The sequence below is a fragment of the Streptomyces sp. NPDC050674 genome (genome assembly GCF_040654575.1).
Lineage (GTDB): Bacteria > Actinomycetota > Actinomycetes > Streptomycetales > Streptomycetaceae > Streptomyces.
Genome location: NZ_JBFAIG010000015.1, coordinates 44,834 through 60,143, shown reverse-complemented (window position 1 = coordinate 60,143; position 15,310 = coordinate 44,834). Strand labels below are relative to the sequence as shown.

14 protein-coding genes and 1 pseudogene are annotated in these 15,310 nt (G+C 72.0%); 5 read left to right on the top strand and 10 right to left on the bottom strand.

The genetic code is table 11. The annotated features are described in order from the left end of the window. Positions 1–301: 301 nt before the first annotated feature. Together AB0I06_RS24190 and AB0I06_RS24185 are read right to left on the bottom strand one after the other, a co-directional pair. A pseudogene (locus tag AB0I06_RS24190) lies at positions 302–764 on the bottom strand (serine/threonine protein kinase); the annotation flags it as partial. A 362-nt stretch (positions 765–1,126) separates the two neighbouring features. Continuing rightward, positions 1,127–1,975 (bottom strand): menaquinone biosynthesis protein, encoded by an 849-nt coding sequence (locus tag AB0I06_RS24185; RefSeq protein ID WP_363120933.1) that lies wholly within the window; start codon positions 1,973–1,975, stop codon positions 1,127–1,129. Positions 1,976–2,295: 320 nt separating this feature from the next. Between AB0I06_RS24185 and AB0I06_RS24180 the strand changes: the two genes are divergently transcribed. From AB0I06_RS24180 to AB0I06_RS24170, 3 genes are all read left to right on the top strand, one after another. Continuing rightward, complete coding sequence (locus AB0I06_RS24180; protein ID WP_004984723.1) at positions 2,296–2,499, top strand: cold-shock protein; 204 nt, start codon at positions 2,296–2,298, stop codon at positions 2,497–2,499. 237 nt (positions 2,500–2,736) lie between these two features. Continuing rightward, positions 2,737–2,919, top strand: coding sequence for a hypothetical protein (locus AB0I06_RS24175; RefSeq protein ID WP_363120932.1), 183 nt, complete (start codon positions 2,737–2,739; stop codon positions 2,917–2,919). Positions 2,920–2,930: 11 nt separating this feature from the next. Beyond that, positions 2,931–3,578, top strand: coding sequence for a methyltransferase domain-containing protein (locus AB0I06_RS24170; RefSeq protein WP_363120931.1), 648 nt, complete (start codon positions 2,931–2,933; stop codon positions 3,576–3,578). 101 nt (positions 3,579–3,679) lie between these two features. Here AB0I06_RS24170 and kstD read toward each other — a convergent pair whose 3' ends face one another. The 4 genes from kstD to AB0I06_RS24150 form a co-directional block, all read right to left on the bottom strand. Then, complete coding sequence (gene kstD, locus AB0I06_RS24165) at positions 3,680–5,461, bottom strand: 3-oxosteroid 1-dehydrogenase (RefSeq protein ID WP_363120930.1); 1,782 nt, start codon at positions 5,459–5,461, stop codon at positions 3,680–3,682. A 94-nt stretch (positions 5,462–5,555) separates the two neighbouring features. Beyond that, the gene (locus AB0I06_RS24160) at positions 5,556–6,677 is read right to left on the bottom strand and encodes a substrate-binding domain-containing protein (protein WP_363120929.1); all 1,122 of its coding nucleotides are present in this window, start codon (positions 6,675–6,677) and stop codon (positions 5,556–5,558) included. Positions 6,678–6,783: 106 nt separating this feature from the next. Further along, positions 6,784–8,652 carry a long-chain fatty acid--CoA ligase gene (locus AB0I06_RS24155; RefSeq protein ID WP_363121048.1) on the bottom strand — a complete coding sequence of 623 codons (1,869 nt, stop codon included), beginning with the start codon at positions 8,650–8,652 and terminating at the stop codon, positions 6,784–6,786. 297 nt (positions 8,653–8,949) lie between these two features. Beyond that, the gene (locus tag AB0I06_RS24150) at positions 8,950–10,239 is read right to left on the bottom strand and encodes an acetyl-CoA C-acetyltransferase (protein ID WP_363120928.1); all 1,290 of its coding nucleotides are present in this window, start codon (positions 10,237–10,239) and stop codon (positions 8,950–8,952) included. 106 nt (positions 10,240–10,345) lie between these two features. Between AB0I06_RS24150 and AB0I06_RS24145 the strand changes: the two genes are divergently transcribed. Then, positions 10,346–11,650, top strand: coding sequence for a 3-oxoacyl-ACP reductase (locus AB0I06_RS24145; RefSeq protein ID WP_363120927.1), 1,305 nt, complete (start codon positions 10,346–10,348; stop codon positions 11,648–11,650). After that, positions 11,650–12,501 carry a MaoC/PaaZ C-terminal domain-containing protein gene (locus AB0I06_RS24140; RefSeq protein ID WP_363120926.1) on the top strand — a complete coding sequence of 284 codons (852 nt, stop codon included), beginning with the start codon at positions 11,650–11,652 and terminating at the stop codon, positions 12,499–12,501. Before AB0I06_RS24145 ends, AB0I06_RS24140 begins: the two co-directional genes overlap by 1 nt. Here AB0I06_RS24140 and AB0I06_RS24135 read toward each other — a convergent pair. The 4 genes from AB0I06_RS24135 to AB0I06_RS24120 all read right to left on the bottom strand — a co-directional run bounded on the left by AB0I06_RS24135 (position 12,489) and on the right by AB0I06_RS24120 (position 15,278). Further along, positions 12,489–13,154, bottom strand: coding sequence for a TetR/AcrR family transcriptional regulator (locus AB0I06_RS24135; protein ID WP_363120925.1), 666 nt, complete (start codon positions 13,152–13,154; stop codon positions 12,489–12,491). The genes AB0I06_RS24140 and AB0I06_RS24135 overlap by 13 nt on opposite strands. A gap of 189 nt (positions 13,155–13,343) precedes the next feature. Continuing rightward, entirely contained in the window at positions 13,344–14,669 is a 1,326-nt protein-coding gene (locus AB0I06_RS24130) for a dicarboxylate/amino acid:cation symporter (RefSeq protein WP_363120924.1), read from the bottom strand. 65 nt (positions 14,670–14,734) lie between these two features. Then, positions 14,735–14,836, bottom strand: a complete 102-nt coding sequence (locus AB0I06_RS24125) for a putative leader peptide (RefSeq protein WP_363120923.1) — start codon at positions 14,834–14,836, stop codon at positions 14,735–14,737. Positions 14,837–14,978: 142 nt separating this feature from the next. Then, complete coding sequence (locus AB0I06_RS24120; protein ID WP_363120922.1) at positions 14,979–15,278, bottom strand: DUF4229 domain-containing protein; 300 nt, start codon at positions 15,276–15,278, stop codon at positions 14,979–14,981. Positions 15,279–15,310: the final 32 nt, after the last annotated feature.

Here is a 15,310-nt window from a genome sequence, read left to right as displayed (position 1 = left end):
TCTGATGGTGTTCGCTATCGCAGACACAGTAGTGAGCGCCTGACGAAGGGTGAGGAATGGGGCTCTGAACGGAAGTTCGGCGAAGCCGAAGCCGAGGAAGGTGACTGGGCCTGCCTTGCAGTACGAGCACAAGCCAGGGCGTCCGGCCTCCCGTCTTCGGGTGAGGATTAGTGTCGAGGACGCCTGTTCTGCTGCATGGTGCTCCCCGACTTCGTCCTCCTCGTGCCGCTGGTCCTCTTCGCCACCCTTGCTCCGGCCGCACTGCTGATCACCCCTGCTCGTCGAGCTGAGCCGCCGGGCCGTGGTTGGTCTTCGCGCCGGCCGACGTCGCGACGAGCTCCTTGTCCGTCACCTGCTTCAGGGTGAGTACGTCGACGCAGACGCCGCCGATCTGGTCGGTCTGGCGGAGTCTGCCCAACTCCTGCCCATCGGAGGCCCGTTCGACGGTGATGCGGAACGTGCCGAGGGACAGTCCGCCGTCGAGGGCGACGCCCCGGGCCCTCCCAGGTGCCGACGTACGCGGCGGGCACCTCACCCGCGGAGCTCGCGGAGGCGGCGGGTGGCGAGTCGGAGCCGCTGCCCGAGTCCGCGTCGTCCTGGCCGCCCCGGCCCGGCAGCAGGTCGAACACGAACACCGACCCGATCGTCACGGCCGCCATCGCCCCCGCGACCGGCAGCGCCACGGAGCAGCTCAGCTTGCGCACCCGCCCGTCTCCCTCGGGGGCGGAGGTCGCCGCCACGGAGACGGTGATCCGGCCGGGGCGGGGACCGGAGAGGGGGGCAGGGGCTTGGGTGGTCGCGTCCCGGGGTTGGGGCACGGCGGCGTCCCACGGCGCCGGTTCCCGCAGGGCTCCCTGCGCCAGGGCCCGAAACTCCTCGTCCAGCGCGAAGTGCGGATGCACGATCTTCACGGCGACGGTGCGGCCCCCGGCGCTGCGGCCCAGGCAGACCCGGCCCATGCCGCCGGAGCCCAGCCGGCCGGGCAGCCGGTAGGGCCCCACGGCCGTGGGTTCGCCGGCGTCGAGCGGTCGCGTGGGCGTCACCCCTCCCCCGTGGGCGGCGGGAACGGCTCCGGTCCCGGTACGCCCGCATCCCCCAGCAGGGCAGTGCGGGAGCGCCGCCCGGCTCAGGGCTGAAGCAGGTCCACCTTCACGTCCGCCGGGAAGCCGGTCGTCGGGCCGACCCGCCGGGCGAACTCGGCGACCGCCGCCAGCTGCGGACCGCCGAACCGGAAGTCGAGGGTCGTGAAGTAGCGGGCGAGGGTCTCCTCGTCGAAGGCCTCCCAGCGGGCCGCCTGCTCGGCGACCTTGCCGACCTCCTGGAGGGAGAGGTTGCGGGATTCGAGGAAGGCCTCGTGCACCCGGCGGGTGATGACCGGCTCGCGCTCCAGGTAGTCGCGGCGGGCCGCCCAGACCGCGAAGACGAACGGCAGGCCCGTCCACTCCTTCCACAGCGCGCCCAGGTCGTGCACCTCCAGGCCGAACCGGGGCCCGTCGAGCATGTTCGCGCGCAGCGCCGCGTCACCGATGAGGACGGCGGCGTCGGCCTCCTGCATCATCAGGCTCAGGTCGGGCGGGCAGGTGTAGTAGTCCGGCTGGACGCCGTAGCGCTCGGCCAGGAGCAGCTGGGCGAGGCGGACGGAGGTGCGGGAGGTCGACCCGAGGGCGACGCGGGCGCCGTCCAGGCGGTCCAGGGGGACCTGCGAGACGATCACGCAGGACATGACCGGGCCGTCGCAGCCGACGGCGATGTCGGGGAAGGCGACCAGGTCGTCGGCGTGCCTGAGGAACTCGACGAGGGTGATCGGACCGATGTCGAGTTCGCCCTGCACCAGCTTCTCGCTGAGCTTCTCGGGGGTGTCCTTGGAGAGCTCGAAGTCGAGGAGCGTGCCCGTTCTCGCGAGCCCCCAGTACAGGGGCAGGCAGTTCAGGAACTGGATGTGGCCGACGCGCGGCCGGGTGCGAGGATTGTCCACATCGTGAGGCTAGCCCTCGGGGCGCGCGGACCGGCGCGCGGGCCCGGCGTCGGGGTGTGGGCCGTTGTGGGGACCCCCTCCGCCAGTCGGCGGGACGATGTTCAAACGTTCGGGTGACGTGATCTTGACCCCTATTGCATTCCCCGGTCTGCGTGCTAGGCTCGTCGCAAGTTGCAGTTTGGTTTCCCTTGCAGTACAGAGCCTGCGGAGCATGTGACCGCGGGCTCTCGTCATTCTCAGACATATGCAGTTGTGCAGAATTCATCTTCACACTTGCTGGTTCTGGAGCAGGGCAACCCTTTTGGGCCCAAGGAGGGCTTATGGCTACCGGAACCGTTAAGTGGTTCAACGCCGAAAAGGGCTTTGGTTTCATCGCCCAGGAGGGCGGCGGCCCCGACGTCTTCGTCCACTACTCCGCGATCAATGCGACCGGCTTCCGGTCGCTCGAGGAGAACCAGCAGGTGTCTTTCGACGTCACGCAGGGTCCGAAGGGCCCGCAGGCTGAGAACGTCACGCCGGTCTGATTCGTAGTACCCAAGGAGCCCCGCGCCGCCAGGCGACGGGGCTCCTGCCCTTTCCGGGCTCTGCCGCCCGGTGAATTCCCGGCGAATTCCGGCCGTGGGACGATGGTCGGATGCGCAACGATCCGGAGATGAGCGGAGAAGCCGGCGGCTCCCCCGCCGACAAGGCCCAGGACGGCGCCTCCGCCGACAAGACCCGGTAAGGCCGAGGACGGCTCCCCCGCCGACAAGGCCCTGGCCATGGGCCTCTCGACGGGTGTGGCTGTCGGCACAGCCCTCGGACTCGTGCTCGGCATGACCGTCTTCGACAATCTCGGCCTGGGGCTGGCCCTGGGCATCGGCTTCGGCACGGCGATCGGAGCGGGGGTGGGGTCGGGCATGGGGGCGACACGGCCGGGCCAGGGGGACGACGACCCGCGCTAGGGTCTGCGGCCATGACAGCTGCCGACTTCCTGAGTGAGACCCGCCGGTTCTACGACACGGTCGCCGAGGAGTACGCCGCCCACTTCGGTGACCTGGGCGCGGGGACGCCGCTGGACCTGGGGGTGCTGTACGGGTTCGCCGGGCTGGTGGGCGAGGGGGGCGAGGTCGCCGACCTGGGGTGCGGGCCCGGGCGGGTGACGGCGTTCCTGGCGTCGCGGGGGCTGTCGGTGTTCGGGCTGGACCTGTCGGAGTCGATGCTCGCGATCGCCCGGCGCGAGAACCCGGGCCTGCGGTTCGTGCAGGGCTCGATGCAGGAGCTGGACCTGCCGGACGACTCGCTCGACGGTGTCGTGTCCTGGTACTCGACCATCCACACTCCCGAGGAGCACCTGCCCGCCCTGTTCGCCGGTTTCCACCGGGTCCTGCGCCCCGGCGGCCATCTCCTGCTCGGCTTCCAGTGCGGTGACGAGCCCCGCCACTACGAGGAGGCCTTCGGCCACTCGGTGGGCCTGACCTTCCGCCGCCGTCGGCCGGAGCATGTCGCGGCGCTGCTGAGCGGTGCGGGGTTCACCGTCCGGGTCACGACGGTGCGGGAGCCCGACGAGGCCCAGGGCGAGCCGGTCGCGCAGGCGAGCCTCGTGGCCCGGAAGCAGGGGTAGCGCCCACGCCCCACCAGCGCCCCCCTCCACACCCCCGCACCACCACCCCGGCCCCGCACCACCACCCCGCCCCACCCCACCCCGCCCCACCCCACCCCGCCCTACACCACCCCCGCGATGTCCCGCGCCGCGACATACCCGAACGTCATCGCCGGGCCGATCGTCGAGCCCGCCCCCGCGTAGCTGTGGCCCATGACCGCCGCGCTGGCGTTCCCCGCCGCGTACAGGCCCGGGATCGCCGAGCCGTCCTCGCGCAGCACCCGGGCCCGGGCGTCCGTGCGGAGGCCGCCCTTGGTGCCGAGGTCGCCGGGGACGATGCGGAAGGCGTGGTACGGGGGCAGCCAGAGGGGGGCGAGGCAGGAGTTGGGGAGGACCGAGGGGTCCGTGTAGTAGTGGTCGTAGGCGCTGTCGCCGCGGTGGAAGTCGGGGTCCTCGCCCTGCCGCGCCTGGGCGTTGAAGCGGTTCACGGTGGCGCGCAGGGCCGCCGCTGGGACGCCGATCGAGGCCGCCAGGGCGTCCAGGGTCCACTCCTTGTGCGCCGCGCCGGAGTCGTACCAGTCGTCGGGCAGGGGCAGCGTCGGCAGGACGTCCTTGAAGAGGTAGCGGTTGCGGTAGTTCTGGTCGACGATCAGCCAGCAGGGGATGGCCGGGTCGGTGTCGTGGACGTCGTACATGGTGTGCACGACGTCGCTGTAGGGCGCGGCCTCGTTGACGAAGCGGCGGCCCGAGCCGTTGACCAGCAGCCCGCCGGGCAGGGTGCGCTCGGCGAGGCAGAAGTAGGGCCGGCCGGGGGCCGGGATGGCCGGGCCCCACCAGGCGTCGTCCATCAGGTCGAGTGCCGCGCCGAGCCGCTCCCCCGCCCGGATGCCGTCGCCGGTGTTCTCCTTCGCCCCGACGGTCCACTCCGTGCCGATGGGCTGCCGCTGGAACCGTTCGCGCATGGCGGCGTTGTGCTCGAAGCCGCCCGAGCCGACGATCACGCCCCGGCGGGCGCGGACCAGGCCGGGGGCGCCGTCGCGGGTGACGACGGCTCCGGTCACCGTGCCGTTCTCGACGTGCAGGTCGGTCAGGGGCGTGTTCAGCCAGACCGGCACCCCGGCCGCTCGCAGCCCCGCCCGCAGGCCCGCCGCGAGCGCCTGGCCCATCGTCAGGGGCTTCTGGCCGAGCGTCGCCGCCTTCGCGCCACGGGCGAGGCACTGCGCGGCGACGGCCGCGCCGCGGGCGTTCACCGCGGCGAGGGCGATCCACTTGTAGTCGGCGCTGAAGACGACCATGCCCGCGGGGACGTCCATGTACGGCGGGTTCAGGTGCGCCAGGTCGGCGCCCAGGAGGTTGCCGTCGAGCTGGTCCGGTTCGATGGAACGGCCGTTCGGCAGGCCGCCGGGCAGCTCGGGGTAGTAGTCGCTGTAGCCCTCCATCCAGCGGAAGCGGAGCGGGCTGTTGGCCATGACGAGGGAGATCGCCGCCGGGCCGTGGGTGAGGAAGGCCCGCTGCCGGTCGGCGGGGACGTCCGGGCCGACGACCGCGGCGAGGTAGGCGGCGGCCTTCGCCGGGGTGTCCGGGACCCCGGCCGCGAGGAGCACCGGGTTGTTCGGGATCCAGATGCCCGCTCCGGAGCGGGCGGCCGAGCCGCCGAAGGTCGGCGCCTTCTCCACGACGACACAGCTCAGGCCGTGGCGTGCGGCCGTCAGCGCGGCGGTCATGCCGGCGGCGCCGGAGCCGATGACGACGACGTCGTAGGTGCCGAGCGGAGGTAAGCCGGCTGACCTGGCCCCCGGTTGCACGCCCGTGGCGGTCGCGAGACCCGCGCCGGCGGCCCCGGCCAGCAGTCGTCTCCGGGAGGGGGCGCCGGCGGTGCCCGCGGTGTCCGTGCGTGTGGTCATGGCCGCTCCAGCCCGACGAGAACGCGAAAGGGGTGGGGAATGTCGCGCGGGCACCTGAGGAAGTCAAGACCCGTGCGGTACCACCGTGCTCGCGCTACTTCAGGCCGATCGCCGCGCAGTCCGCCTTGTACTTCGGCGTGCAGATGTCGTCCACGGTGTACACGCCGTCCGTGATCACCGTGTCCTGGATGTTGTCCTTGGTGAGGGCGACCACCGGGACCAGCATCGCCGGGATGTTCTTCTGCGTCGGGCTGTCCACGGTCTCCCGGGTCAGCGCGGCGAACTCGATCGCGCGGCCCTGCACCTTGGCCACCGCGATCTTCGCGGCGTTGGTCGCCTCGAGCAGGAAGGACTTGTAGACGGTCATGTACTGCTCGCCGGAGACGACCCGCTGCACCGCGTCGAGGTTGGCGTCCTGGCCGGTGACCGGGGGCATCTTGGTGGCGCCGGCCTCCTTGAGCGCCTCGATGACGGCGCCCGCCATGCCGTCGTTGGCCGAGTAGACGGCGGCGATGTTGTTCAGCCCGACCTCCCGGATCGCCTTCGCCATGTTCGCCTTGGCGATCGAGGGCTTCCACTCCTTGGTGTCGTACTGCTCGACGATGTCGACCTGGCCCTGCAGTTCGCTGAGCGCGCCGTCCTTGAAGCGTGCGGTGTTGGGGTCGGCGGGGTCGCCGTTCATCATGACGACCTTGCTCTTCTCGGCCTTGTCGCCGAGTTCCCCGATGATCGCGCGGCCCTGCACCTGGCCGACGAGTTCGTTGTCGTGGGAGACGTACGCGTCGATGGGCCCTTCGGCGAGCCGGTCGTAGGCGATGACCGGGATGCCCGCGTTCTTGGCCTTCTGGACGTCCGTGGCGATGGTCTTGGAGTTCAGCGCGTCGACCAGGATGACGTCGACCTTGTCCGCGATCATCTTGCGGAACTGCTCGCTCTGTCTGGACGTGCTCGCCTCGGCGTTGGCGTACCGGACCGTGCCCTGGTTGTTCGTGAGGGAGGCGACCTCCTGCTTGATCAGCGGGTAGTCGAACTTCTCGAAGCGTGCCGTGTCCCGGTCGGGCAGCAGGAGGCCCACCGTGATGTCGTCGCCCTTCTTCGCGGCGGCGTCGTCACTCCCGCCGTCGCCGCACGCGGCGAGGGACAGGGCCGATACGGAGACCGTCAGGGCGATGGCGATGCGCCGCACGGCGGCCTGACGGGGGTTGCGCGCTATCACTGCTGGTGCCTTCCGAGGGGGGAGCATCGTGACGAGGTGGTCGAAAGCCAACGGGCAGACGCCGTGCGTCGTCAAGAACCACGTGTGAAGAGATCGCAAAGGTGCCTCACCGCTCGTACAGGCCTTCCACTTCGGCGGCGTACGCGCGCAGCACGGCCTCCCGGCGCAGCTTCATCGAGGGCGTCAGCAGGCCCGCCTCCTCCGTGAAGTCCTCGGGGAGGACGGCGAAGCGGCGGATGGACTCCGGGCGGGAGACCATCTTGTTGGCCTCGTCGACGGCCCGTTGGAGCACGGCGCGCAGTTCCTCGTCGTCGACGAGGAGTCCGGGCGGCACGGGGTGTTTGCCGTTCATCTGGCGCCAGTGGGTGATGCCGGCCGGGTCGAGGGTGATCAGCGCCGTGACGAAGGGGCGGCCGTCGCCGAGGACGAGGCACTGGGAGATCAGCGGGTGCGCGCGCAGCCAGTTCTCCAGCGGGGCCGGGGCGACGGACTTGCCGCCCGCGGTGATCAGCAGTTCCTTCTTGCGGCCGGTGATCGTCAGATAGCCCTCGTCGTCGAGTTCGCCGATGTCGCCGGTGGCGAGCCAGCCGTCGGGGGCGGCGGGGACGACGCCGCCGGCCTGCGGGTCCCAGTAGCCGCGCAGCACGTGGTCGCCGGCGACGAGGATCTCCCCGTCGGCGGCGATGCGGACACGGGTGCCGGGCAGGGGCCAGCCGACGGTGCCCAGGCGCGGTTTGAGGGGCGGGGTGACGGTGCTCGCGCCGGTGGTCTCCGTCAGGCCGTAGCCCTCGAAGATCTCGATGCCGGCACCGGCGTAGAACGCGGCCAGGCGGCGGCCGAGCGGGGAGCCGCCGCAGATGGCGTAGCGGACCCGGCCGCCCATGGCGTTGCGGATGCGACGGTAGACCAGCGGGTCGTAGAAGGCCCGGGCGGTCTTGAGGGCGCGGCCGGGGCCGGGGCCGGTGCCCGTCTGCTGGGCCTCCAGGGCCTCGCCGTAGCGCTGGGCGACCGCCACGGCACGGTCGAACGAGGCGACCCGGCCGCCCGCCTCGGCCTTGGCCCGGGCGGAGTTGAAGACCTTCTCCAGCATGTACGGGATGGCCAGCAGACAGGTCGGCCGGAAGCCGGCGAGGTCGGGCAGCAGGTGCTCGGCCTTGATGCTGGGCGCGTGGCCGAGCCGTACGCGGGCCCGGACGCAGGCGATGGCCACCATGCGTCCGAAGACGTGGGACATCGGCAGGAACAGCAGGACCGAGGCCTCTTCGCTGGTCTTCACCCGGAAGACGGGGTAGAGCAGCTCGATGGCGTTGTCGACCTCGGCGAAGAAGTTGCCGTGGGTGAGGGCGCAGCCCTTGGGGCGGCCCGTGGTGCCGGAGGTGTAGACGAGGGTGGCGAGGGTGTCGGGGCCGAGCATGCCGCGCCGCACCTCGACCTCCTGGTCGGGCAGATGGGCCCCGGCTTCCGCGAGCCGCTCCACATGGCCCTTCTCGATGACCCACAAGTGCTTGAGGTCGGGCAGGCGTTCCCGTTCGGGGCCGAGGGCGGCGGCCTGTGCGGCGGTCTCGGTGACCAGGGCGACCGCGCCGGAGTCCTGGAGGATCCAGCGGGCCTGGAAGACGGAGGAGGTGGGGTAGACGGGGACGGTGACGAGTCCGGCCGCCCAGGCGGCGAAGTCCAGGATCGTCCACTCGTAGACGGTGCGGGCCATCACGGCGACCCGGTCGCCCGGCATGAGGCCCTCGGCGATCAGCCCCTTCGCCACGGCGCGCACCTGTTCGGCGAACCGCGCCGCCGTGATGTCGCTCCAGCGCCCGTCGGCGTCCTTGCGGCTGAGCGCCACGGCCGCCGGGTTCGCGCTCGCGTTGTCGAAGGGCAGGTCGGCGAGCGATCCGTGGGTCCACGGCGGGGCCAGCGGCGGTACGGAGGCCTCCCGCACGGCTCCGTCCAGCCGCCGCACCTCGGGCTCGACCAGCATCGGCCCGCCGTACGCGTCGTCGTAGGCGGAGGGGGGATGCGCAGTGGACACGGGGCGGCTCCTGGGGCGTGCAGCGGGGAACTGCTTGCTGCATGACGTACGTGCCTCGCACGCCGAGGCGCTCAACCGGCGGAACCCCCGAAATGGGTTACTGCCGGTAGGAACGGGATCGTACGGCGTTCACGTGGCGGGTTCGTGCGGGTTCGGGGATGGTCCGGAGCCAGGCCTGTGCATGCTCGGGGGTTACGTGAGGGTTCTTCAGGTTCGGTGCGCCCCAGCGCGTGTCGGCGAAGTCCCTCAGGCCCGTTCCAGGATCGCCGTCACCCCCTGGCCGCCCGCCGCGCAGACGGAGATCAGCCCGCGGGCGGGGGCGTCGCGTTCGGTGAGGAGTTTGGCCAGGGTGGCCACGATCCGGGCGCCGGTGGCGGCGAAGGGGTGGCCGGTGGCGAGGGAGGAGCCGGCCACGTTCAGCCGGGCGCGGTCCACCGTGCCGAGGCCGCGCTTCTCCCAGGCGGCGAGGGTCGCCAGCACCTGGGAGGCGAACGCCTCGTGGATCTCGACGAGGTCGAAGTCGTCCAGGCCGAGGCCGGCCCGCTCCAGCATGCGCGGGACGGCGTGGGCGGGTGCCATGAGCAGCCCGTCCTCACCGCCGGCCACATCGCCGCCCACGAAGTCGACGGCCGCCGTCTCGTAGGCGGTGAGGTACGCCAGGGGCTCCAGGCCGCGCTCGCGGGCCCACTCCTCGCTCGCCAGCAGGACCGTGGCGGCGCCGTCGGTCAGCGGGGTGGAGTTCCCGGCCGTCATGGTCGGGTCGGGGTGGTCGAGGCCGAACACCGGTTTCAGGGTGGCGAGTTTCTCCACCGTCGAGCCGGGGCGCAGGTTCTGGTCGCGGGCCAGGCCGCGGAAGGGGACCACCAGATCCTCGAAGAAGCCGCGTTCGTACGCCGCCGCCAGCCGCTGGTGGCTGGTGGCGGCGAGTTCGTCCTGTGCCGTGCGGGCGATGCCCCAGGCTCGGGCGGTGACGGCGGCGTGTTCGCCCATGGACAGGCCGGTGCGCGGCTCGGCGTTGCGCGGGATGTCGGGGACGAGGTGGCCCGGGCGCACCTTCGCCAGGGCCTTCAGGCGGGCGCCCGGCGACTTCGCCCGGCGGACCTCCAGCAGGATGCGGCGCAGGGAGTCGTTGACGCCGAGGGGTGCGTCGCTGGCCGTGTCGGCGCCGCCCGCGACGGCCGACTCGGTCTGCCCGAGGGCGATCTTGTTGGCGGCGGCGATGACGGCCTGGAGACCGGTGCCGCAGGCCTGCTGGATGTCGTAGGCGGGGGTGCTGGGGTGGAGTTTCGAGCCGAGGACGGTCTCGCGGGCGAGGTTGAAGTCGCGGCTGTGCTTGAGCACGGCCCCGGCGACGAACTCGCCGACCGCGCCGGGCTCCTGGAGTGCGTACCGCTCGACGAGGCCGTCGAGGGCGGCGGTGAGCATCTGCTGGTTGGAGGCGGTGGCGTAGGGGCCGTCGGAGCGGGCGAAGGGGATGCGCGCTCCGCCGATGATCGCCACGTGCCGGATGGACGGCGACAGCTGCTGGGGGCTCATCTCGACCTGCTCCTCGTCTGTGACATAGCCTTACCTCCGGTAACCTTACTCCAGAGTAAGGACCCTGCGGGCTTCAGTGAGCCCTCCTCGGAACTGGGAGTTGGACATGGCCGACCGCTATCTGCGCTTCACCGGTACCGCGCCCGGCCGTTTCCTCACCCGCCGGCTCGGACTGCCGCAGCCGGCGGCGCTGACCCGCTTCTCCCCCGAGCGGCCCGCCCTGGACGGCGGTCTGCTGCACCTGACCGCCGGCCGGTCCGGCCTCGGCCTGGCGCCGGTCCTGGCCCGTAGCGGACTCGGCCCCGCCGGTTCCGGGCGCACGGCCGCCGTCGTCCTGGACGCGACCGGAGTGCGGGACGTCGAGGGCCTGGCCGAGGTGCACGCCGCCCTGCATCCGGTGCTGCGGTCGGTCGCCACGAGCGGACGCGTGGTCGTGCTCGGCGCGCCGCTGGACCCCGCCGACCATCACCAGGCCGCGGCCCAGCAGGCCCTGGAGGGCTTCACGCGCTCCCTCGGCAAGGAGATCGGCCGGGGCAGGACGGTGAACCTGGTCCGGCTCACCGACGCGGCCGCCGCGGAGTCCACGCTGCGCTTCCTGCTGTCGCCCAGATCGGCGTACGTGAGCGGGCAGGTGATCGAGGTGGGAGCGCCCCGGGAGACCGCCGCCCCGGACGGGGACCGGCCTCTGGCCGGGCGCACCGCCCTGGTCACCGGCGCCGCCCGGGGCATCGGCGAGGCGGTCGCCCAGACCCTGGCACGCGACGGGGCCCGGGTCGTCGTCCTCGACGTGCCGCAGGCCGAGCAGGACGCCCGGCGGGTCGCCGAGCGGCTCGGCGGCACCGCGCTGGCGCTCGACATCACGGCCGCCGACGCGGGCGCGCGCATCGCCGAGGCCCTGCCCGACGGCCTGGACCTGCTGATCCACAACGCGGGCACCACCCGTGACCGGCGGCTGGTGAACATGCCGGCCGAGCGCTGGATCTCCGTCCTCGAGGTGAACCTGGCGAGCGTGCTGCGCACCACGGACGCCCTGCTGAAGGACGGCACACTGAAGCGCGGCGGCCGGATCGTCGCCACCGCCTCGATCGCGGGGATCGCCGGCAACGCCGGGCAGACCAACTACGGCGCGAGCAAGGCGGGCGTCGTCGGCATGGTCCGCTCCCTCGCCCCGCGCGCGCTCGAGGAGCACGGCGTGACGGTCAACGCGGTCGCGCCCGGCTTCATCGAGACGAAGATGACCGCCGCCGTCCCGCTGTTCATCCGCGAGGCGGGCCGCCGGATGAACTCCCTGGCCCAGGGCGGACTTCCGGCCGATGTCGCCGAGACCACCGCCTGGCTGGCCCACCCGGCCTCGGGCGCGGTCAACGGCCAGGTCGTCCGCGTCTGCGGCCAGAGCCTGCTGGGGGCGTGATGGACGGCGCCACCGCCCTCGTGCTCGGGGAGTCCCCCTCCCTCGCCCCGCTCCTCGCCCGCGGCGCCCTGCTGTCCCCCTTCAAACGCCCGGGCCCCGGGGCGCGGTTCCCCCGCACCCGGCTCGTCCTGCCCGGTGCGCGGGCCGACCTCGCGCGGCTCGCGGCGTACGAGCGGGTGTGCGGGTTCCCGACCGGGGAGGACGCGCTGCCGGTGACCTATCCGCACGTGCTGGGGTTCCCGCTGGCCATGCGGCTGATGAGCGGCCGGGACTTCCCGCTGCCGCTGCTCGGCCTCGTCCACACGTCGATCACCGTCACCCGGCACGCCCGGATGCCGGCCAGTGACGCCTACGAACTCGCCGTGCACGTCGAGGGGTTGGCCCCCCACCGGCGCGGCACCGAGGCCACGGTCGTCACCGAGATGCGCGAGCGCGGAGACCTCGTGTGGGAGTCGCGGAGCACGTACCTGGCCCGGCACCGCACCCACGGGCCGGCCGCGGCCCCGCACGGGACGCGGGTGCGCGAGCCGCTGCCCGAGGTCGCCCAGTGGCGGCTCGGCGGGGACGTCGGGCGCCGTTACGGGGCCGCCTCCGGGGACCGCAACCCCATCCACCTGTCCCCGCTCACGGCCCGGCTGTTCGGCTTCCCGCGGGCCATCGCCCACGGCATGTGGACCGTGGCCCGCTGTCTGGCCGCGCACGGCGTCACGGAGCGCTGCCATCTGCGCGCCGAGTTCCGGGCGCCGGTCCTGCTGCCCGGGACGGTGACCTACGCGGCGCGGGACGGCCGGTTCGAGCTGCGCGGCGGGGCGGACCGGATCCATGTGACGGGGGACGTCTACCCGGCCTGAGGACCCTCCTGATCCTCCGGAGGTGCCCAGGGCCGCCCCGCCATGAGCTCGCCGAGGCCCGCCCAGGCGAAGTTCATCAGCGTGGCCGCGGCCTGGCGGGCCGTGACGCCCGGGGTGGCGTTGGCCCAGGCGGCGAGCGACTCGGCGGCCCCGACCAGGGCCTCGGCGAGCCCGGCGACCTCGCCCTCGGGCAGGTCGGGGTCGCGGTGGGCCTCCCGGGCGGCGGCGAGGATCAGCTGCGTCACGAACGCGACGATCTCCTCGCGCATGGCGGTGACCTCGGCGGCGAACGGCTCACCGTGCGTACGCGCCTGGAGGTGCAGGACGGACCACGCGTCCGGGTTCTCACCGGTGTGCGTGAAGAAGGCGCCGAGGCCCTCCCACAGTTGCCGGTCGGCGGGCAGGTCGCGGCGGACCCCGGCGCGTACCGCCTGCACGAGCGCCCGCGCCTCCCGGCGGATGCAGGCGGTGAAGAGGTCTTCCTTGGAGTTGAGGTACAGGTAGACCAACGGCTTGGACACCCCGGCGAGTTCGGCGATCTCGTCCATCGACGCGGCCATGTAGCCCCGTTGGCCGAAGATGCGCACGGCGGCGTCCAGCATCTGCTGTTCACGGACCGCGCGCGGCATCCGCTTGGTCTTCACGGCACCCATACCGCTTAGCGTACGGGCCGAGCGGACCACCGCCCGCTGTGGCCGGAATCTCGCCAGCGCGCAGGCGTGCCGTGACCTGGGGTTGCGCGGGCTGACCCACCGGGTGCGCGAGCACATGGACACAGCGAGGGGGCACCGCTTGCTCTTCGGCGAGTTGCCGCAGTGGCAGGCGATGCCCCCGGTGGTCCGTCAGGCGGTCGCGTGGACCGCTCCGGTCCTGTCGCGCGGCTCCTCGTCGGCCGGCTCGTCGAGCGGCTCGTCCAGCGAGGAGCCGTCGGCCGTGGCGTAGGCGTCACGGTCGAGCAGATTCTCGCGGGCCGAGACCAGGACCGGGATCAGGGCCTGCCCGGCGACGTTGGTCGCGGTGCGCATCATGTCGAGGATCGGGTCGATCGCGAGGAGCAGGCCCACGCCCTCCATCGGCAGGCCGAGGGTGGACAGGGTGAGGGTCAGCATGACCGTCGCGCCGGTGAGACCGGCCGTGGCGGCGGAACCGACCACCGAGACGAACGCGATGAGCAGGTAGTCGCCGATGCCCAGCTGGATGTCGAAGATCTGGGCGACGAAGATCGCGGCGATGGCCGGGTAGATCGCGGCGCAGCCGTCCATCTTGGTCGTCGCGCCGAACGGCACGGCGAAGGAGGCGTACTCCTTCGGCACGCCGAGCCGCTCGGTGACCTTCTGCGTCAGCGGCATGGTGCCGACGGACGAGCGGGAGACGAAGGCCAGCTGGATCGCGGGCCAGGCGCCCTTGAAGAACTGGATCGGGTTGACCTTGGCGACGGTCGCGAGCAGCGTCGGGTAGACGCCGAACAGCACGATGAGGCAGCCGATGTAGATGTCGGCGGTGAAGGTGGCGTACTTGCCGATCAGGTCCCAGCCGTAGGTGGCGATGGCATGGCCGATGAGGCCGATCGTGCCGATCGGGGCGAGGCGGATGACCCACCACAGCGCCTTCTGGAGCAGGCTGAGGACCGACTCGCTCAGGGTGAGGATCGGCTGGGCCTTCTCGCCGAGCTGGAGGGCGGCGATGCCGGCGACGGCGGCCATGAAGACGATCTGGAGCACGTTCAGCTGCGTGAACGGCGTGATGACGTCGGTCGGGATGATGCCGGTCAGGAAGTCGATCCAGGAGCCGGTGTGCTCGGGCTTCCCGCCGTCCTTGGGCGTGAGGCCGGTACCGGCGCCGGGGTTGGTCAGCAGGCCGATGACCAGGCCGATGCTGACCGCGATCAGCGAGGTGATCATGAACCAGAGGAGGGTGCGCGAGGCCAGGCGGGCCGCGTTGTTGACCTTCCGCAGGTTGGTGATCGACACCAGGATCGCGAAGAAGACGAGCGGGGCGACGGCCAGCTTCAGCAGGCCGATGAAGGTGTCGCCGACCTTCTCCAGGGTCGTGGTCAGCCAGGACAGGTCCTGGTCGCGGGCGATCCAGCCCAGGAACACACCCAGGAGGAGGCCGGCGAGTATCTGAGCCCAGAAGGGCACCTTGAAGGACTTCGTGTGTGAGGACACGGACTGACTCCGGTTGGGGGGACGCGTGGGGGACTGACGTGGGAGACGACGGGGGTTGCGTGACGTCAGGGACGACAGAAAGCGGACGCGCACCGGCAGAGATCCACGTGCAGCCGCGCCACGAGCACAACGCTCGGGGACGCAGGGGGCGCGACTGCTGACTTCATGACAACGACCTTAACACCTGAACTTTGAGTACCCCAAAGCCTGGCTTTGATAGGTGACTACGCACACACACCCTTACAACGCAAAGCGCCCCGTTTCCGAGCATGTACGGAAACGGGGCGCCGGAAGGGCGTGTGAGGGACCTTACGAGGCCTGCCCCTGGGCGCGGGCGGAGTCGTCGGCCACGTCTTCCTGGCTGCGGTTGGCGTCCAGGTTGGCCTTCATCCGGTCGACCCGCTGCGCGACCTGGATGGACGCCCGGTCCCGCTCCCCGCGCAACACGACGAAGCTGATGGGCGCGGAGATCAGCAGGGCGAGCATCACGACCCACAGGCCGTTGCTGTTGCCGAGCCCGCGCGGGGCGATGCCGGAGTAGACCGCGCCCCAGACGACCACGAGGCATGCCACGAAGATCCCGAGGCGCATCAGCGTGTAGCGGAGCATCTCAATCCACTCTTCCGGTTCGAACGGTCGGA